The 19718-nt window shown below is 55.4% G+C and carries 13 protein-coding genes; 3 read left to right on the top strand and 10 right to left on the bottom strand.

Going from position 1 to position 19718, the window contains the following annotated elements:
- Positions 1-95: 95 nt before the first annotated feature.
- On the bottom strand, positions 96-1808 hold the full coding sequence (cysI, locus tag ABLU86_RS23295; RefSeq protein ID WP_015369975.1) for an assimilatory sulfite reductase (NADPH) hemoprotein subunit: 1713 nt from the start codon (positions 1806-1808) through the stop codon (positions 96-98).
- The gene (cysJ, locus tag ABLU86_RS23290) at positions 1808-3607 is read right to left on the bottom strand and encodes an NADPH-dependent assimilatory sulfite reductase flavoprotein subunit (RefSeq protein WP_015369974.1); all 1800 of its coding nucleotides are present in this window, start codon (positions 3605-3607) and stop codon (positions 1808-1810) included. The genes cysI and cysJ overlap by 1 nt, the downstream gene beginning before the upstream one ends.
- 317 nt (positions 3608-3924) lie before the next feature.
- Between cysJ and queD the strand changes: the two genes are divergently transcribed.
- Complete coding sequence (gene queD / locus ABLU86_RS23285) at positions 3925-4290, top strand: 6-carboxytetrahydropterin synthase QueD (protein WP_015369973.1); 366 nt, start codon at positions 3925-3927, stop codon at positions 4288-4290.
- A 66-nt stretch (positions 4291-4356) separates the two neighbouring features.
- On the opposite strand, the gene ABLU86_RS23280 is transcribed toward queD, so the two are convergent.
- Together ABLU86_RS23280 and queE are read right to left on the bottom strand one after the other, a co-directional pair.
- Positions 4357-5145 carry an SDR family oxidoreductase gene (locus tag ABLU86_RS23280; protein WP_072207341.1) on the bottom strand — a complete coding sequence of 263 codons (789 nt, stop codon included), beginning with the start codon at positions 5143-5145 and terminating at the stop codon, positions 4357-4359.
- A 190-nt stretch (positions 5146-5335) separates the two neighbouring features.
- Entirely contained in the window at positions 5336-6007 is a 672-nt protein-coding gene (gene queE, locus ABLU86_RS23275) for a 7-carboxy-7-deazaguanine synthase QueE (RefSeq protein ID WP_348796335.1), read from the bottom strand.
- 514 nt (positions 6008-6521) lie between these two features.
- Here queE and ABLU86_RS23270 point away from each other — a divergent pair.
- Complete coding sequence (locus ABLU86_RS23270; RefSeq protein ID WP_015369969.1) at positions 6522-7631, top strand: SDR family oxidoreductase; 1110 nt, start codon at positions 6522-6524, stop codon at positions 7629-7631.
- A gap of 67 nt (positions 7632-7698) precedes the next feature.
- Here the strand turns inward: ABLU86_RS23270 and eno are convergent, their stop codons facing one another.
- The 5 genes from eno to rlmD form a co-directional block, all read right to left on the bottom strand.
- Entirely contained in the window at positions 7699-8997 is a 1299-nt protein-coding gene (gene eno / locus ABLU86_RS23265) for a phosphopyruvate hydratase (RefSeq protein ID WP_015369968.1), read from the bottom strand.
- 81 nt (positions 8998-9078) lie between these two features.
- Complete coding sequence (pyrG, locus tag ABLU86_RS23260) at positions 9079-10716, bottom strand: glutamine hydrolyzing CTP synthase (RefSeq protein WP_015703305.1); 1638 nt, start codon at positions 10714-10716, stop codon at positions 9079-9081.
- A gap of 279 nt (positions 10717-10995) precedes the next feature.
- Positions 10996-11787 carry a nucleoside triphosphate pyrophosphohydrolase gene (gene mazG / locus ABLU86_RS23255; protein ID WP_042895334.1) on the bottom strand — a complete coding sequence of 264 codons (792 nt, stop codon included), beginning with the start codon at positions 11785-11787 and terminating at the stop codon, positions 10996-10998.
- A gap of 71 nt (positions 11788-11858) precedes the next feature.
- Positions 11859-14096, bottom strand: a complete 2238-nt coding sequence (gene relA, locus ABLU86_RS23250; RefSeq protein ID WP_015369965.1) for a GTP diphosphokinase — start codon at positions 14094-14096, stop codon at positions 11859-11861.
- A 128-nt stretch (positions 14097-14224) separates the two neighbouring features.
- Positions 14225-15529: a 23S rRNA (uracil(1939)-C(5))-methyltransferase RlmD gene (rlmD, locus tag ABLU86_RS23245; RefSeq protein WP_047041927.1), complete on the bottom strand. Its 1305-nt coding sequence runs from the start codon at positions 15527-15529 to the stop codon at positions 14225-14227.
- Between the two features lie 109 nt (positions 15530-15638).
- On the opposite strand from rlmD, the gene barA reads away from it, so the two are divergent.
- Positions 15639-18389 (top strand): two-component sensor histidine kinase BarA, encoded by a 2751-nt coding sequence (barA, locus tag ABLU86_RS23240; RefSeq protein WP_348796333.1) that lies wholly within the window; start codon positions 15639-15641, stop codon positions 18387-18389.
- Positions 18390-18539: 150 nt separating this feature from the next.
- Here barA and ABLU86_RS23235 read toward each other — a convergent pair whose 3' ends face one another.
- Positions 18540-19679 carry a glycerate kinase gene (locus tag ABLU86_RS23235; RefSeq protein WP_046883031.1) on the bottom strand — a complete coding sequence of 380 codons (1140 nt, stop codon included), beginning with the start codon at positions 19677-19679 and terminating at the stop codon, positions 18540-18542.
- Positions 19680-19718: the final 39 nt, after the last annotated feature.

Genomic DNA, 19718 nt, shown 5'->3' with positions numbered 1-19718 from the left:
CTCACTGTGTGCCTTGCCTGATGGCGCTTCGCTTATCAGGCCTACACGAACGGTAGGCCTGATAAAGCATTCATGCCGCTATCCGGCAATTCAGGTTATTCCCAGAAATCACGCGCCGGGTCGAGCACCGGGCGAATGATGCCCGCACGCACCGTAAAGTCGCCGAAGCCTTCACCCGCTTCGCGCTCTTTCGCCCAGCGCCCTACCAGCTCGTCGAGCGAAGCAAGGATCTCCGGCTCGGTGATATTTTCACGATACATTCGTGGAATGCGCGTCCCGCTGCGGTTGCCGCCGATATGCAGGTTATAGCGGCCAGGGGCTTTACCCACCAGGCCAACTTCCGCCAGCATCGCGCGGCCACAGCCGTTCGGGCACCCCGTGACGCGGGTTACGATATGCTCATCGCCAACGCCGTGCTTGCTCATCACCTCTTCGACCTTGTCGATAAACGACGGCAAGAAACGCTCGGCTTCGGCCATCGCTAACGGACAGGTCGGGAACGACACGCAGGCCATTGAGTTCTCACGCTGCGCCGTGACGGCATTCATCAGGCCATGATCGCGGGCCAGTTTCTCGATCCGCGCTTTCTGATCTTCCGGTACGCTGGCGATGATCAGGTTCTGGTTGGCGGTGATACGGAATTCACCTTTGTGAATCTTCGCGATCTCCAGCAGGCCAGTTTTCAGCGGGCGGCCCGGATAATCCAGAATACGGCCGTTCTCAATAAACAGCGTCAGGTGCCAGTTATTATCGATACCCTTAACCCAGCCGATGCGGTCGCCGCGGCCGGTAAACTCGTACGGACGAATCGGTTCGAATTTGATCCCGGCACGACGCTCAACTTCCGCCTTGAAGGTCTCCACGCCGACGCGCTCAAGGGTATATTTGGTTTTCGCGTTTTTACGATCGGTACGATTACCCCAGTCGCGCTGGGTGGTCACGACCGCTTCCGCCACTGCCAGGGTATGCTCCAGCGGCAGATAGCCAAACTCGCTGGCGGTACGCGCATAGGTTTTCTTATTACCGTGCTCGATAGACAACCCGCCGCCCACCAGCAGGTTAAAGCCGACCAGCTTGCCGTTTTCCGCAATCGCCACGAAGTTCATATCATTGGCGTGCAGATCGATATCGTTCTGCGGCGGGATCACCACCGTCGTTTTGAATTTACGCGGCAGATAGGTCTGGCCGAGGATCGGTTCCTCGTCGGTGGTGGCGACCTTTTCCTGATCCAACCAGATCTCAGCATAGGCGCGGGTACGCGGCAGCAGATGTTCAGAGATCTTCTTCGCCCACTCGTAGGCTTCGGCGTGCAGCTGCGACTCAAACGGGTTCGAGGTGCACAGCACATTGCGGTTCATGTCGTTGGCGGTCGCCAGCGCGTCCAGGCCAACGGAGTGCAGCATCTGATGCACCGGCTTCACGTTCTTCTTCAGAATACCGTGGAACTGGAAAGTCTGACGGTTGGTCAGACGAATACTACCGTAGATGGTGTTATCCGCGGCGAATTTATCGATCGCCTGCCACTGTTTGGTAGTGATAACGCCGCCCGGCAGACGGCAGCGCAGCAGCATCGCGTGGCGCGGCTCCAGTTTCTGCGCCGCGCGTTCCGCGCGAATATCGCGGTCGTCCTGCTGGTACATACCGTGGAAGCGGATGAGCAGGAAGTTGTCGCCTTTAAAACCGCCGGTCAGGCCGTCATTTAAATCTTCCGCGATGGTGCCGCGCAGGTAGTTGCTCTCGATCTTCATACGCTCGGCGTCGGAGAGTTTACCTTCGACCACCAGTGGGCCAGGATGTTTTTCGCTCATTAGTAGACATCTCGCTGATAACGGCGCTCAACGCGCAGCTCACTTAAAAATTCGTCCGCCGCTTCGGCGTCCATCGCGCCGTATTCGGCAATCACTTCCAGTAACGCCTGCTCGACGTCTTTCGCCATACGATTGGCATCGCCGCAGACATAAATATGGGCGCCGTCGTTAATCCAACGCCACACTTCAGCCCCCTGCTCGCGCAGTTTGTCCTGTACATAGATTTTTTGTTGTTGATCGCGGGACCAGGCCAGGTCGATTCGGCTCAGCACGCCCTCTTTGACGTAGCTCTGCCATTCCACCTGATAGAGGAAATCTTCCGTGAAGTGCGGATTGCCGAAGAACAACCAGTTCTTCCCTTCCGCCCCTTCCGCCGCGCGCTGCTGCATAAAGGCACGGAACGGCGCAATCCCGGTTCCAGGGCCAATCATGATAACCGGGGTTTGCGGGTTAGCAGGCAGACGGAAGTTGTCATTGTGTTCGATAAAGATGCGCACTTCGCCATCTTCTTCCACGCGGTCGGCGAGGAAGCTGGACGCGCCGCCGGCGCGAGCGCGGCCTTCGATGTCATAACGCACGACGCCAACGGTAACGTGGACTTCGTTTTCCGCTTCCGCCTGTGAGGACGCAATAGAGTAGAGGCGCGGCGTTAGCGGGCGCAGCAGACCGATTAAGGCTTCGGCATCCAACTGTGCCGGCGAGAAGCGCACCATATCGACGATAGGCGTCGTGGCAGCGTAGTGCTGCAACTGCGCTTTATCGCCGACCAGCGGCAGCAGCGTTTCGCTGCGGGTCAGGGTGGCATAGTTCTCAACAATATTGGCGGTATTGACCGTCAGCTCAAAATGCCACTCCAGCGCTTGCGCCAGCGGCAGCGTTTTGCCTTCTACCGTGACCGGTTCATCACCCTTAAGCCACAACAGCTCCACCAGCTCTTTGACCAGCGCCGGATCGTTCTGATACCACACGCCTAGCGCATCTCCCGGCTGATAACGCAGGCCGGAATCACCCAGATCGATCTCGATATGACGGACATCTTTTTCCGAGTCGCGACCGGTTATTTTCTGATTCACTGCAAGCGTCGCCGTCAACGGCGCTTCTTTAGTATATGGGCTGGTGTGAATTTCATTGACCGCGCCGCTGGTAGCAAGCTGGGCCGGCGCAGCCGTCGGCGCGCGCGCCTTCAGCACATCCACTACGCGAGCGCGCCATTCCGCCGCCGCGGCTTGATATTCAACGTCGGCATCAACGCGGTCTAGCAGGCGTTCGCCGCCCAGTTCGGCCAGTTTGCTATCGAAATCTTTGCCGGACTGGCAGAAAAACTCATAGGAGGTATCGCCGAGGCCAAACACCGCGAAGGCGGTGCCATCGAGCTTCGGCGCTTTCTTTGAAAACAGGAATTTATGTAATGCGACGGCTTCTTCCGGCGGTTCACCTTCACCCTGGGTCGACGTCACCACGACCAGCAGTTTTTCACCGGCGATTTGTTTGAATTTATAGTCGCCAGCGTTCACCAGTTTCACGTTCAGCTGCGCGGCCTGCAAATCGTCGCGCAGCGCTTCGGCAACCCGACGCGCGTTGCCGGTCTGCGAAGCGGAAATCAGGGTGATGGCCGGCGCTTCTACCGCCTGAGCGGGCGCGCTTACCACGGCGCCGGGCTGCTGATTCAGCATGCCCCAGAAGTAGCCGGACACCCAAGCCAGTTGGGTTGGCGTAAAGTCAGTCGTGGCCGCCTGTAGGCGCGCCAGTTGCTCCGGGTTTAGCGGCAGCAGATTGGAAGGTGGGGCCTGTGTCGTCATGCGTCGTTATGTTCCAGTAAGCAAAGCTGTTATTCACGCCCTGTCAGCGCGACAAAAACAGAAGAGATTGTAAGGTTAACGGCGGGCATACTAACAATTAAAGAAGGGATGGAAATAACAAATAACCAAATGGACTAACCTGTTTTAGTTATAGTTATTAACAACAAAAAAGATTAGTTAACCTATTGAAAAACAATAAATTAAATCATCAAAACACCACAAAAATGGCGATTTAGCGTTCAGGGCCGTTTTAGTTAATGCTAAAAAATGTACTTTCCGGTACCCTACGGCGGTTTTTTTCGTCCTGTTGAGAGTTAATGATGTCCACCACGCTGTTTAAAGATTTCACCTTCGAAGCCGCCCACCACCTGCCGCACGTACCGAAAGGCCACAAATGCGGTCGCCTGCATGGTCACTCTTTTATGGTGCGTCTGGAGATTACCGGTGAAGTCGATCCCCATACCGGGTGGATCATGGATTTCGCCGAGCTGAAAGCCGCGTTTAAACCGACCTACGATCGTTTAGACCACTATTACCTGAACGATATCCCAGGACTGGAGAACCCAACCAGCGAAGTGCTGGCCAAGTGGATTTGGGATCAAATGAAACCGCTGGTTCCTCTGCTGAGCGCGGTAATGGTAAAAGAGACCTGCACCGCAGGCTGCGTCTATCGCGGCGAGTAATGCCCTGTCTATCCGCCATCGGGCTGCTGCCATGGCGGTTTTCTGTTTCATCCCACGCCGTTGGAATCAACGCACCAGATAGCCGCCATCCACCGCCAGAATATGACCGTTAACGTAATCCGAGGCCCGGCTGGCGAGGAACACAACGGCGCCCATTAAATCCTGCGCTTCTCCCCAACGGCCTGCGGGTATATGCGCCAGCACGCGTCGGTTCTCTTTTGGGATACTGCGGGTGATAGCGGTCATGGCGGTTTCGTAATAGCCAGGCGCGATGCCGTTAACCTGAATATTATGCGGGCCCAGCTCATCGCAGTAGGCTTTGGTTAAGCCAGCCAGCGCATGCTTGGTGGCGGCATAGGCCGGCGACCAGCTGCCGCCGAGATAAGAAAACACCGAACAGATATTAATAATCTTACCGCTTCGCCGCGGAACCATAATTTTCGCGGCTTCGTGGCTGAGCTCGAACGCTGCGGTCAGGTTAGTCTCGATCATCGGATCCCAGTCTGTTCGCCCAAAGCGCAGCACCTTATTCAACTGACAAATACCGGCATTGTTCACCAGAATATCAACGGTACCGAAACGTTCGCAGCAGGCGGCGATAATCCGCTGCGGCATACCGCCATCGGTGATATCCGCCAGCATGAATTCCAGCTCAACGCCCTGCTGTTCGATAAGTTTGCGGGTTTGCGTGTGTTCTTCGCGCAGAGCGGGAACAAACAAATTCGCGCCGGCGGTCGCCAGAGCAACGGCAAAGGCCTGCCCCAGGCCGCTATTACCACCGGTAACGATAGCGGTTTTCCCCTTGAGCGAGAAGAAGTCCATAGAGAAGGCAGTGGGTGGATCAATTGGCTGCATGGTTAACTCGTTCCTTAAGTCAACGTATCAGCCGCCCGCTTCAGCGGCTGAATTAATGCGCCAATGATAGCACTGCTGTCATGAAGGCGTATCTCAACCCCGGCGCTGAAATCGAGTGCAAAGATGAATTCATATATGAAGAAGAGAGCTGCCGGGCGGTTAGCAACCTACCCGGCAATGAAAGCGGGGATCAGGCGATGTTCAGGTATTTATGCATCTGCATGGATAAGCGCCAGTTTCGGGCGATACAGGTCTCAATGCACAGCCGCGTGGCATCTTCTTTTTGGCTAATCGGCTGCAAGGCAATAATACGCGGCTTTTCATCGGCCAGCGTTTCCAGCAGTTCATCCAGCGCTTCGATATCGCGCACGCGGCCAACCGGATGCTTGATTTCATCGGCGCGCTGCAGCGCCTGCGAAAGCACATCATAGCCGCCGCGCATGTTCACTTTCGGCGAGACCGTGACCCAGGTGTTGTGGCTGCAGCGCACTTCATGCGTGCCGCTGGTTTCAATCTGGCAGCTGAAACCATTTTGCTCAAGCAGGTCGGTCAACGGCGTGAGATCGTGAATACAGGGCTCGCCGCCGGTAATCACGACGTGACGGGCGGTCCATCCCTGACGGCCAATGATCGCCAGCAGATCGTCGCTGGTCGCCGGGCCCCACTTATCGCTCTCTTTGGTTTTAGCGAGGATACTAAATAGAGACACTTCCCGATCGGCCAGCTTATCCCAGGTATGTTTGGTATCGCACCAGGCGCAACCAACCGGGCATCCCTGCAAACGAATAAAAATGGCAGGCACGCCGGTAAAGTAACCCTCGCCTTGCAAGGTCTGGAACATCTCATTAATCGGGTACTGCATAGTCATCTCTGTTCAGGTGGTAAAAAGGTATTATCGCAGATTCAGGCGCTCAGGTCTTGTCCTCAGCTGCGATTACCAGACCCCATCGTCAGCTTTTCGTAAGCCATCTTTTTATATTAGCTAGCAAACTATAAAATAAGCACAAAATGTATTTACGATATTTTTAGTATTATTTTAGCATGCGCCGCACTTGGTCATTGAATTGGATTATTTATTACTTTATTCAGATGTATCTGCGCGCGGATAAAGATGTAACAAAGAATGTCTTTGATGATCGTAATGACATTATTCATCGCTGTCCAAAGCAACAAAAAGAAATTATTAATCAATGATGTACAAACCGATACATGAAACAATGAATCTTTTAACTTCGCTCAGGGTCAAATTCAATTCACTTGATTTCCATAGCTTAAAATAAGCTTAAGAAAGCGCTTGTTGCCGCCTGTTTTTATTTAATCTCCGTTTAATTTTCTGCGCCTAGAATCCAGTGGACCAACCATGAGAGACTGCATTCATGAATACATTATTAATTACAGGCGTTACCGGATTTCTGGGTGGAGCGGTATTAGAGAATATCCTCAATAATGAAAATGGGATTAATCTACTGCTCCTGGTGCGAGCCAATAACGATGAAGCGGCTCTGGCCCGGGTGAAGGAAAACCTGCGTAAATTCAATATTGCAGAGGAGAAGCTGGCCGCATTAACCCCCCGGCAGATCCTGCTCGGCGATTTGTCATCACCGGAGACGTTCCTGAGCGACCCGCGCCTGGAGCAGGTCACTCACGTGATCAACAGCGCCGCCGTCGCCTCATTTGGTAATAACCCACTCATCTGGAAGGTGAATGTCGAAGGAACGTTCAAATTTGCCCAACGGATGTCCCGCGTAGCTGGACTACAACGTTTTCTGCACGTCGGGACCGCGATGTCCTGTACCCCGGAGCCAGATTCACTGGTCGCTGAAAGCGCTGAATTCCGCGAACACGCCGAGCATCTGGTGGAGTATACCCATTCCAAATCGACGATTGAGCGTCTGATGCAGGAGCAATGTCCGACGTTACCTTTAGCCATCGCCCGCCCTTCTATCGTCGTTGGCCATACTCATCACGGTTGCCAGCCCTCAAGCAGCATTTTTTGGGTGTTCAGCATGGGGCTGATGCTGCAAAAATTCCTCTGCTCCCTGGAAGACCGTGTTGACGTGATCCCGGTCGACTACTGCGCCGACGCGCTGTTGATGTTATTACAACGTCCGTTGGCGCGTGGTGAAGTCGTGCATATCTCCGCCGGAGAAGAAAACAGCGTGAAATTTGCGGAAATCGATCGCGCAATGGCCTCAGCGCTGGAGCAGGCTCCGGTAGGCGACCGATACGCGCAGGTCAGCTACGAGACGCTGGTTAAAATGCGCCGTGAGTTGAAAGATATTTTTGGCCCGTGCAACGAGCGCCTGATGCTCAAAGCGATGCGCCTGTATGGCGCCTTCGCGACGCTGAACGTCCGCTTCAGCAATGATAAGCTGCTGAGCATGGGCATGCCTAAACCGCCGCGTTTCACCGATTATATCGACCGCTGCGTACAAACCACCCGCGGGCTTTCTATCCCGCAGCAGATGGCCGTCGATTTCAAGTAAGTGCAATTAGCAGGTAAAAAAAATGCCAGTCCGCAGACTGGCATTTTTATTTCACAAAAAGTCAGGATTAAGCCTGGCCTTTGATCTCTTTACGACCGTTGTACGGCGCTTTTTCACCCAGCGCTTCTTCGATACGAATCAGCTGGTTGTATTTAGCAACGCGGTCAGAACGGCTCATAGAACCAGTTTTGATCTGGCCTGCAGCGGTACCAACAGCCAGGTCAGCGATGGTAGCGTCTTCAGTTTCGCCAGAACGGTGAGAGATGACAGCGGTGTAGCCAGCGTCTTTCGCCATCTTGATTGCAGCCAGAGTTTCGGTCAGAGAACCGATCTGGTTGAATTTGATCAGGATGGAGTTAGCGATGCCTTTTTCGATGCCTTCTTTCAGGATCTTGGTGTTGGTTACGAACAGATCGTCACCAACCAGCTGGATTTTGTCGCCCAGTACTTTGGTCTGGTATGCGAAACCGTCCCAGTCAGACTCGTCCAGACCATCTTCGATGGAGACGATCGGGTACTGTTTGGTCAGCTCTTCCAGGAAGTGGGTGAACTCTTCAGAGGTGAACGCTTTGTTGCCTTCGCCAGCCAGAACGTATTTACCGTCTTTGTAGAATTCAGAAGCTGCGCAGTCCATCGCCAGAGTGATGTCTTTGCCCAGTTCGTAGCCTGCTGCTTTAACCGCTTCAGCGATAACAGCCAGCGCTTCGGCGTTGGAACCCAGGTTCGGCGCGTAGCCGCCTTCGTCACCAACTGCAGTGTTCATACCTTTGGATTTCAGAACTTTCGCCAGGTGATGGAACACTTCAGAACCCATACGTACGGCTTCTTTCAGAGTTGGCGCGCCAACCGGCTGAATCATGAATTCCTGGATGTCGACGTTGTTGTCAGCGTGCTCACCACCGTTGATGATGTTCATCATCGGAACCGGCATAGAGTATTTGCCCGGAGTGCCGTTTAGTTCAGCAATGTGTTCGAACAGCGGCTGGCCTTTAGAAGCAGCAGCTGCTTTGGCGTTCGCCAGGGATACCGCCAGGATTGCGTTCGCACCGAAGTTGGATTTGTTTTCAGTACCGTCCAGGTCGATCATGATCTTATCGATGCCAGCTTGATCTTTAGCATCTTTACCCAGGACTGCCTGAGCGATCGGGCCGTTTACCGCAGCAACAGCTTTGGTTACGCCTTTACCCAGGAAACGGGATTTGTCGCCATCGCGCAGTTCCAGCGCTTCGCGGGAACCAGTAGAAGCACCTGACGGAGCAGCTGCCATACCGACGAAACCACCTTCCAGGTGTACTTCGGCTTCAACAGTCGGGTTACCACGGGAGTCGATGATTTCACGACCGATGACTTTAACGATTTTGGACATTAGGTTTTCCTCAGTACAAGTTAAACTAAAACTCCAGACAAACAATGCACCCAATTGGGTGCATTGCCGTTCTAACTCTTTTTACTTCGCCTGACGCTTCTGGTACTCGCTCGCGGCTTTCACAAAGCCTGCAAACAGCGGGTGGCCGTCACGCGGCGTCGAAGTAAACTCCGGGTGGAACTGGCAGGCCACAAACCACGGATGGTTCGGCACTTCGATGATCTCGACCAACTGATCATCCCCGGAACGGCCCGCAACGCGCAGGCCGGCAGCTTCAATAGGTTTCAACAACATGTTGTTGACTTCGTAGCGGTGACGATGGCGCTCGGTGATAGTCGGCTCGCCGTACAGCTGACGGACCAGAGAATCATCACCCAGTTGGCACTGCTGCGCGCCAAGGCGCATGGTGCCGCCGAGGTCGCTCTTCTCGGAACGAACTTCAACGTTGCCTTCTTCGTCACGCCATTCGGTAATCAGCGCCACCACCGGGTACTTACAGTCTGGCACAAATTCCGTAGAGTTGGCGTTTTCCATGCCCGCTACGTTGCGCGCGAACTCAATCAGCGCAACCTGCATACCCAGGCAGATGCCCAGATATGGAATATTGTTCTCACGCGCATAGCGCGCGGTGGCGATCTTACCTTCAACGCCGCGGTAGCCGAAGCCGCCCGGGATGAGGATCGCGTCCAAATCTTTAAGGATTTCGACGCCGCGCGTTTCAACATCCTGCGAATCGATAAGCTTGATGTTGACGGTCACGCGGTTTTTCAGACCACCGTGTTTCAGCGCTTCAATCACCGATTTGTAGGCATCCGGCAGTTCAATGTACTTACCAACCATACCAATGGTGACTTCGCCTGCCGGGTTAGCTTCTTCATAGATTACCTGTTCCCATTCGGCCAGGTTTGCTTCCGGACAAGTTAAGCTGAATCGTTTACAAATATAATCGTCCAGCCCCTGAGATTTCAACAGGCCTGGAATTTTATAAATGGAATCGACGTCTTTCAGAGAAATCACAGCCTTTTCCGGGACGTTACAGAACAATGCAATTTTTGCACGTTCGTTGGCCGGAACCGCGCGATCGGAGCGGCAAATCAGGATATCTGGCTGGATACCGATGGAGAGCAGCTCTTTAACAGAGTGCTGAGTCGGTTTAGTTTTGACTTCACCCGCCGCCGCCATGTATGGCACCAGGGTCAAGTGCATGAACAGGGTATGCTCACGGCCGATTTCTACCGCCATCTGGCGAATAGCTTCGAGGAACGGCAGGGATTCGATATCGCCTACGGTACCGCCGATTTCAACCAGCACCACGTCATGGCCTTCGCCGCCAGCCAGTACGCGCTCTTTGATGGCGTTGGTGATGTGCGGGATAACCTGTACGGTTGCGCCCAGGTAGTCGCCACGGCGCTCTTTACGCAGAACGTCGGAGTAGATTCGACCGGTAGTGAAGTTGTTGCGGCGAGTCATCTTGGTGCGGATGAAGCGCTCATAGTGGCCCAGGTCCAGATCGGTTTCAGCGCCGTCTTCAGTAACGAACACTTCCCCGTGCTGGATTGGGCTCATGGTGCCCGGATCGACGTTGATGTACGGATCCAGTTTCATGATAGTTACATTGAGCCCACGGGCTTCAAGAATGGCTGCCAGGGAAGCTGCGGCAATGCCTTTACCCAGAGAGGATACGACCCCGCCGGTCACAAAAATATAGTTCGTTGTCATGCTGAACCTGAGAAGTTAGGGTAAAACGATGGAATAACCAGGACGGGAAAGTAGTATACCCGAACATGCGTGACGCCACAAACTTTCATTCTCCCCTCCTCTTCTTTCTACCAGCCGCACCTGCGTTGCGACTCGAACAACTCGAAGAGGCAGGCTACATGGTGTTTCAACAACATAACGGAATGAGAAAATAGCCGCTTTTGGCGAAATGTTTTTGACGTAAATCAAGCGCTTGTTATTTATAAAATCACACAAATAGCGCTTGATCACGAAAACTCGTTAGAGATCAGTTTCCTGGCGTTTTACTTCCTGCCACACTTCTTCCATGGTTTCGAGGTTAACGCCGGTCATTTCCAGACCTCTGGCGGCGACAATACGCTCAACTTCGCGGAAGCGGCGCTCAAATTTGAGGTTCGCTTTCTGCAATGCGACCTCGGCTTTAACCCCTAAATGACGGGACAAATTCACCGTGGCGAACAGCAAATCGCCCACTTCTTCCTCAAGTTTAGCTTCATCAACCACCGCCTGCTGCGCTTCATGCATGACTTCATCTATCTCTTCATGCACTTTATCGAGCACCGGGCCAAGCGAGGTCCAGTCAAAGCCCACCGCCGAGCAGCGACGCTGAATTTTATGCGCGCGCATCAGCGCCGGCAGGCTATGCGGAATATCATCCAGCGCCGAGTGTTGCGCCTTTTCCGCTCGTTCCGCGCTCTTAATCTGCTCCCAGCGCGCCAGCACTTCCGCACTGTTCCCGGCCGAAGCATCGCCAAAGATATGCGGATGACGACGTTCCAGTTTGTCGCTGATGGCGGCGCAGATATCGTTGAAATCAAAACGCCCTTCTTCCTGCGCCATCTGCGCATAGAACACCACCTGGAACAGCAGATCGCCAAGCTCGCCGCGCAGATCGTCAAAATCTTCGCGCGCAATGGCGTCCAGCACTTCATAGGTCTCTTCAAGGGTGTAAGGGGCGATAGTGGCAAAGGTCTGTTCTTTATCCCACGGGCAGCCGTTTTCCGGGTCGCGCAGGCGACGCATAATACCGAGCAGGCGGTCAATTTGAGTCATGTAACAATCCTGGAAATTTAAAAATAGTAGGCCGGATAAGGCATCTATGCCTTATCCGGCCTACAGACGAATTAACCGCCGTGCAGACGACGCGCGTCGATCACATCCGGCACCTGGTTCAGCTTGCCGAGCACCCGGCCCAACACCTGCAGGTTGTAGATTTCAATGGTCATATCGATGGTCGCCAGCTGCTGTTTGGTATCGCTGCGGCTGGCCACCCCCAGCACGTTCACCTTCTCGTTGGCAAGAATAGTGGTAATGTCGCGCAGCAGGCCGCTGCGGTCGTTGGCGACCACGCGCACCACCAGCGAATATCCCGCCGAATAGCTCTCGCCCCATACCGCATCAACGATGCGTTCCGGCGCGTGAGACTGCAGCTCAGCCAGCTGATCGCAGTCGGCGCGGTGTACTGAAATCCCGCGACCCTGGGTGATAAAGCCGACGATTTCGTCGCCGGGGATCGGCTGGCAGCAGCGGGCAATGTGATGCATCAGATTGCCGACGCCCTCAACCACCACCCGGCCATTGTCTTTGCTGCGGTTCTGCGGGGTGTAGGTTTTTTGCTGCAGTTGCTTCAGCGCGGCCGCATCCTGCTCGGCGGCGCTCGGTTTGTTGAACTGCGCCTGCAGGAAGTTGACCATCTGGTTAAGGCGAATATCGCCGCCGCCGATAGCCGCCAGCAGTTCATCCAGTTCATTAAAGTTGTAGCGCGGCAGCAGATGTTTCTCGGCATCCTTCAGGCTGATGCCCAGATGCTCGAGCTCATCGTCAAGGATCTGCCGCCCGGCGAGAATGTTTTTATCGCGATCCTGTTTACGGAACCAGGCATGAATTTTGGAGCGTCCACGGCTGGTGGTCACGTAGCCAAGGTTCGGGTTCAGCCAGTCGCGGCTTGGGTTCGGCTGCTTCTGGGTGATTATCTCAATCTGATCGCCCATCTGCAGCTGATAGGTGAACGGCACAATGCGCCCGCCAATTTTGGCGCCGATGCAGCGGTGCCCGACATCGCTATGGATATGGTAGGCAAAGTCGAGCGGAGTTGAGCCCGCCGGCAGATCAACCACGTCGCCCTTCGGGGTAAACACGTAGACCCGGTCGTCGAAGACCTGGCTGCGCACTTCGTCGAGCATTTCGCCGGAATCGGCCATCTCTTCCTGCCAGGCGATCAGCTTACGCAGCCAGGCGATACGGTCTTCATGGCCGCGACCGCCGCTCGCCCCGGCGCTGGCACCCTCTTTATACTTCCAGTGCGCCGCCACGCCGAGCTCGGCGTCTTCATGCATCTGTTTGGTGCGAATTTGGATCTCAACCGTTTTCCCGCCCGGCCCAAGCACCACGGTGTGAATAGACTGGTAGCCGTTCGGTTTCGGGTTGGCGACGTAATCATCAAATTCGTCAGGCAGATGACGATAGTGGGTATGCACGATCCCCAGCGCCGCGTAGCAATCCTGCAAACGTTCAGCGACGATACGTACCGCGCGCACGTCAAACAGCTCATCAAAAGCGAGATGCTTCTTCTGCATTTTGCGCCAGATGCTATAGATATGCTTCGGACGCCCGTATACCTCAGCCTTCACGCCTTCATTTTTCATTTCTGAACGCAGGTGGCCGACGAACTCATCGATGTAATGTTCGCGGTCGATACGGCGTTCGTGCAGCAACTTAGCAATACGCTTATATTCGGCTGGATGCAGGTAACGGAAGCAGTAGTCTTCCAGTTCCCACTTCAGTTGACCGATGCCTAAGCGGTTCGCCAGCGGCGCATAGATGTTGGTACACTCTTTTGCTGCCAGTACGCGCTCATCTTCGGGTTCATCTTTTACCTCGCGCAGGTGAGCGATACGTTCCGCAAGCTTGATAACCACGCAGCGGAAATCATCGACCATCGCCAGCAGCATGCGGCGAATATTGTCGACCTGTTCTGAGGAGACGGTGTCGGTGTGCGTGGCTTTAAGCTGGCGAATCGCCGCCATATCACGCACGCCGTGAATCAGGGTAACGACGGATTTGCCGACGCTCTCTTGCAGGACCTCTTCGCTGACTACGTTGCCGTCCGCCAGCGGAAACAGTAAAGCCGCCCGCAAGGTATCGATATCCATATTGAGCATGGAGAGAATTTCTACCATCTCCACGCCGCGCCAAAGCAGGAGATCCGCCTGCGGGTGTCCCTGCGTTGTTACGCGACAATAATCCCAGGTCTCGGCTAAGCGCTCACACGACTGCTGGCTGGAAATCCCCAGACTCGCGATCCATTTCTTCGGGTCAAACTCACCAGCTTTATTAAGATGTGCACTTCTTACCGCAACCATTGTCCTCTCCTTAAGGGACTCAGCCTACCGAAGTCAGCAAGCCGTATTTTATACCCGTCATACTTCATCCTTCAGTCCACACCGCCATCAGGCATCTTCACTGTCGCCTCGATGCGGGCTGAACAATTTTATGTAAGCTCGCGCTCAAACAATACTATCGATTCCAGGTGCCCGGTGTGCGGGAACATGTCCAGCATCGCCAGACGTTGAATGCGATATCCCGCCTGAAGCAACGCTTCGCTATCGCGCGCCAGCGTCGCCGGGTTACATGAAACATAGACCACCCGCCGCGGCGCCAGCTTGATAATATGCGCCATCACGCCCGGCGCCCCGGCTCTTGCCGGGTCGAGTAGAATTTTATCAAAGCCATGCTTCGCCCAGGCCTGCCGGGTAACATCTTCTTCCAGGTTTTCATGAAAGAAAGTCACGTTCTGCAACCCATTGAGAGCGGCATTTTCCCGCCCCTTTGCCACCAGCGCGGGTACGCCTTCGACGCCCACCACGCTCGCCGCCGCTTTGGCCAGCGGCAGGGTGAAATTGCCCATACCGCAAAACAGATCCAGAACGCGGTCCTGCGGCTGAATATCTAACCAGGCCAGCGCCGTACGCACCATTTTCTGGTTTACGCCATCGTTGACCTGGATAAAATCGCGCGGACTGAACACTAAGCGTAGTCCGTCTGACGTGTACCATGGTTCATCGCCGCGAATATGTTCAAGTATCTCGCTTTGCGGCGCGAGGTACAGGGATAGACCGTGAGTTTGCGAAAAACGTTCCAGTTTTTCTTTATCCGCCGCTGTCAGCGCAGCGGTATGGCGTAAAACCATCAGCGGGCCATTATCCGCCTGCACCAGTTCAACGTGGCCAAGTTGACGTTGTGATTGCAGGCTGGTTAAACACTCGCGCACCGCGGGTAACAATGCCTCAAGTTGGGGCACCAAAACGGGGCACTGCACCACATCGATGATTTCGCTGGAGTTGGCCTTGCGAAAACCCATCTGCAGTTGTTGGGTCTTTGGCTGATAATTCAAGCTCAAACGCGCCCGACGCCGGTAGCCCCAGGGTTCAGCGGCTATAATGTCGTCAACGTCACGTTTCATCAGGCGGGAGAGCGCGGCGCGCTTGCTTTGCTGCTGTAGTTCAATGCTCGCATGTTGCTGCTGACATCCGCCGCAGACGCCGAAATGCGGGCAGCGCGGCGCGACGCGCTGTGGGCTGTCGTTGAGGCGGCGTTTAACCTGAGCGCGGGCATACTGTTTTTTATCCTCTACCAGCACGACTTCCGCCTGCTCTTGCGGCAGCAGGCCGGGGATAAACAGCGCCTTACCCTGATGACGGGCTACGCCCTGGCCAAAGGGATCAAGGTCATTTACCGTCACGGTTATGATCTGGCGCGTCGTCACACGCCGTTTTGCAGAGTAGAATTGCGCCATCGTAGAGGATTATCTCAAAAATATACTGCTCTATACATGAAATCATTCGGGCTACCAATGCAGAAGCCGTCTGAAGGTTGATATGTATATTCTCCCATAATGGAACCGCATGACCAACTACAGCCTACGTGCTCGCATGATGATTCTTATTCTGGCGCCGACCGTTTTGATTGGTTTGCTGCTCAGTATTTTCTTCGTTGCCCACCGCTATAACGACCTGCAGCGGCAGTTGGAAGATGCCGGCGCCAGTATTATCGAACCGCTGGCGGTATCCAGTGAGTACGGCATGAATTTGCAAAATCGCGAGGCGATCGGCCAACTTATCAGCGTGCTTCACCGCCGCCATTCCGATATCGTGCGGGCTATTTCTATTTATGATGCTAAAAACCGGCTGTTCGTTACCTCTAACTTCCAGCTCGATCCGCGCGAAATACAGCTCCCGCGCGGCGCGCCCTTCCCTCGCCGACTGAGCGTCACCCGCCACGGCGACATCATGGTGCTGCGCACGCCTATTGTGTCAGAAAGCTATCTGCCCGATGAGTCGCCGGAAAGCGATGCTAAAATGCCGGACAATATGCTCGGCTATGTGGCGCTGGAGCTCGACCTTAAATCTGTGCGCCTGCAGCAGTACAAAGAGATATTTATCTCAAGCGTCATGATGCTGTTTTGTATCGGCATTGCGCTGATTTTCGGCTGGCGCCTGATGCGCGACGTGACCGGGCCGATTCGTAATATGGTCAACACCGTTGACCGCATCCGCCGCGGCCAGTTGGATAGCCGCGTTGAAGGTTTTATGCTCGGCGAGTTGGATATGCTGAAAAACGGCATTAACTCGATGGCGATGTCGCTGGCGGCCTACCACGAGGAGATGCAGCACAATGTCGATCAGGCGACCTCGGATCTGCGCGAAACGCTGGAGCAGATGGAGATTCAGAACGTCGAGCTGGATCTGGCGAAAAAGCGCGCCCAGGAGGCCGCGCGCATCAAGTCCGAGTTCCTTGCCAATATGTCGCACGAGCTACGAACTCCGCTTAACGGCGTGATTGGCTTTACCCGCCTGACCTTGAAAACCGATCTCAACGCTACCCAGCGCGACCACCTGACCACCATCGAACGTTCGGCGAATAATCTGCTGGCCATCATCAATGACGTGCTGGATTTCTCCAAGCTCGAAGCGGGCAAGCTGATTCTGGAAAGCATTCCTTTCCTGCTGCGTAATACCCTGGATGAAGTGGTGACCTTGCTGGCACATTCGGCGCACGATAAAGGTCTTGAGCTCACCCTCAACATTAAAAGCGATGTCCCGGATAATGTGATTGGCGATCCGCTGCGCCTGCAGCAGGTGATCACCAATCTGGTGGGTAACGCGATTAAATTCACCGAACACGGCAACATTGATGTGCTGGTTGAACAGCGGGCGATGAGCAATTCGCGAGTACAAATCGAAGTACAGATTCATGATACCGGCATCGGCATTCCGGAGCGCGATCAGTCGCGGTTGTTCCAGGCCTTCCGTCAGGCCGATGCCAGTATCTCACGCCGCCACGGCGGCACCGGCCTGGGGCTGGTTATCACTCAGCGGCTGGTCAAAGAGATGGGCGGCGATATCTCATTCCATAGTCAGCCGAACCGCGGTTCCACTTTCTGGTTCCATATCAGCCTTGACCTGAATCCGAACGCCATTACCGACGGTTTCGATACCCATTGTCTGGCGGGCAAGAAGCTGGCCTACATTGAAGCCAATACCACCGCTGCGCAAAGCACGATGGGACTGCTGGCAACCACACCGCTGGAAGTGGTCTACAGCCCGACGCTGTCAGCGCTGCCGGATGCGCACTACGATATTTTACTGGCCGGTATTCCGGTGTCGATGCGCGATCTCAGCAACCAGCGGGAAAAACTGGTCCGCGCTTGCTCACTTTCCGATACCCTGGTGCTGGGGCTGCCTTGCCACGCGCAGGTTAGCGCCGAAGAGCTGAAAAGAAACGGTGTTACCGCCTGCCTGCTTAAACCATTGACCTCCACGCGGCTTTTCCCGGTGCTGATGGCCTCTTGCCGCGCGCAGCCGCCGGTGCCACAGCCCTATATCGATAGCGATAAACTGGCGATGACGGTAATGGCGGTAGATGATAACCCGGCCAACCTCAAGCTTATTGGCGCGCTGCTGGACGATCTGGTGCAGCATGTCATTCTGTGCGATAGCGGCCAGGATGCCGTAGAGCAGGCCAAACAGTCGCAGTTGGATCTCATTCTGATGGATATTCAAATGCCGGATATGGACGGCATTCGCGCCTGTGAATTGATCCGCCATCTCCCGCATCAGCAGCAGACCCCGGTGATCGCGGTGACCGCCCACGCCCTTGAGGGGCAGCGCGAGAAACTGCTGGCCGCCGGGATGAACGATTATCTGGCGAAGCCAATTGAAGAAGATAAGCTTAGCACCCTGCTGTTGCGCTATCAGCCCGGCATGCACGTCGCCGCGCCGCAATTAGCCGAACCGGTGGAGCCGGTTATCGATCATAACGTCACGCTCAACTGGCAGCTGGCGCTGCGTCAGGCTGCCATGAAACCAGACCTCGCGCGGGAGATGCTGCAAATGCTGCTCGCCTTTATGCCGGAGGTGCGCAATAAAGTTGAAGAACAGCTGGTTGGCGAAACGCCGGAAGGGTTGCTGGATTTAATTCATAAACTGCACGGCAGCTGCAGCTATAGCGGCGTACCGCGGCTGAAAAAACTGTGCCATACCCTTGAAAGCCAGTTGCGCGCAGGTACCGCGCCGGAAGAGCTGGAGCCGGAGCTGCTGGAACTATTAGACGAGATGGATAACGTCGCCCGCGAAGCGTGCAAGATGGGAGTGTAAACCCCGGATAGCGGCGCTGCGCGCCTTATCCGGGCTACGATCCGGTACTCGGTTGGTAGCCCCGGTAAGCGTAAGCGCCACCGGGGAGGGTTCCCGGATCGCGCCGCTACGCACCTTATCCGGGCTACCAATACCACTGCGCCGGCCAGGTTACCGCTTGCCGCCCATCTCTAATACCGCGGCCACGTTACGTGCCGTCATCCGCACGTTGGCGGCGGCGTTCGCCAGCGCCTCGTCCAGGGTACAGACGGAATAGAGCACGCTAAAGACGGCATCGAGGCCATGCTGATGCACGACGCCAACATCGGCGGTCAGGCTGCCGGCAATCCCAATCACCGGCACGTTGAAGCGTTTCGCAACCTTCGCCACCCCCACCGGTACCTTGCCGTGAATGGTCTGGCTGTCGATACGCCCTTCACCGGTAATCACCAAATCGGCATCAGCCACTAGCTCTGCCAACCCCAGCGCATCGGTCACAATCTCAATTCCCGGACGTAGGTTAGCGCCGCAAAACGCATACAACGCCGCCCCCATACCACCCGCCGCCCCTCCCCCTTCCAGGTTCAGCACGTCAATATCTAAATCACGGTCGATAATCTGCGCAAAGTGTTGCAGGCCGCGGTCAAGACGCTCAATCATCGCCGCCGTCGCCCCTTTTTGCGGGCCAAACACCGCGCTTGCGCCCTGCGGGCCGGTTAACGGATTGGTAACGTCGCAGGCGACATCAATCCGGCAATCCGCCAATCTTGGATCCAGTTCGCTAAGATCGATCCGCGCCAGCGTCTCCAGCGCGCCGCCGCCCGGCGCAATTTGCTGTTGCCCGGCGCTCAACAGTTTTGCCCCCAGCGCCTGCGCCATGCCGGCGCCGCCGTCATTGGTCGCACTGCCGCCGATGCCAATAATAATCTGCGAAACCCCCGCATCCAACGCGTGACGAATCAGCTCGCCGGTTCCCCAGGAGGTAGTCAGTAGCGGATTACGTCGCGTGGGCGGCACGCTTTCCAGTCCGCTGGCTGCCGCCATTTCGATATAGGCGCAGCGCATATCGCCGGACAGGCCGTAAAAGGCGTTGACCGGTTCGCCAAGCGGCCCGGTAACGCTGACCTGTACGATATGCCCTTGGGTCGCGGCCACCATCGCCTCAACGGTACCCTCGCCGCCGTCGGCAACCGGGACTTTAACGTACTCCGCATGGGGATAAATTTCGCGGAACCCCGTTTCTATCGCGGTGGCGACGTCCAGCGCACTCAGGCTCTCTTTGTAAGAATCCGGCGCGATCACTATCTTCATAAGTGTCCTTAATATGAATAACCCCGGCGACCGGCAGTT

This window comes from Klebsiella sp. JN_Kp121 (genome assembly GCF_040062145.1).
Taxonomy (GTDB): domain Bacteria; phylum Pseudomonadota; class Gammaproteobacteria; order Enterobacterales; family Enterobacteriaceae; genus Klebsiella; species Klebsiella aerogenes.
This window is presented reverse-complemented; position numbering and strand designations above follow the sequence as displayed.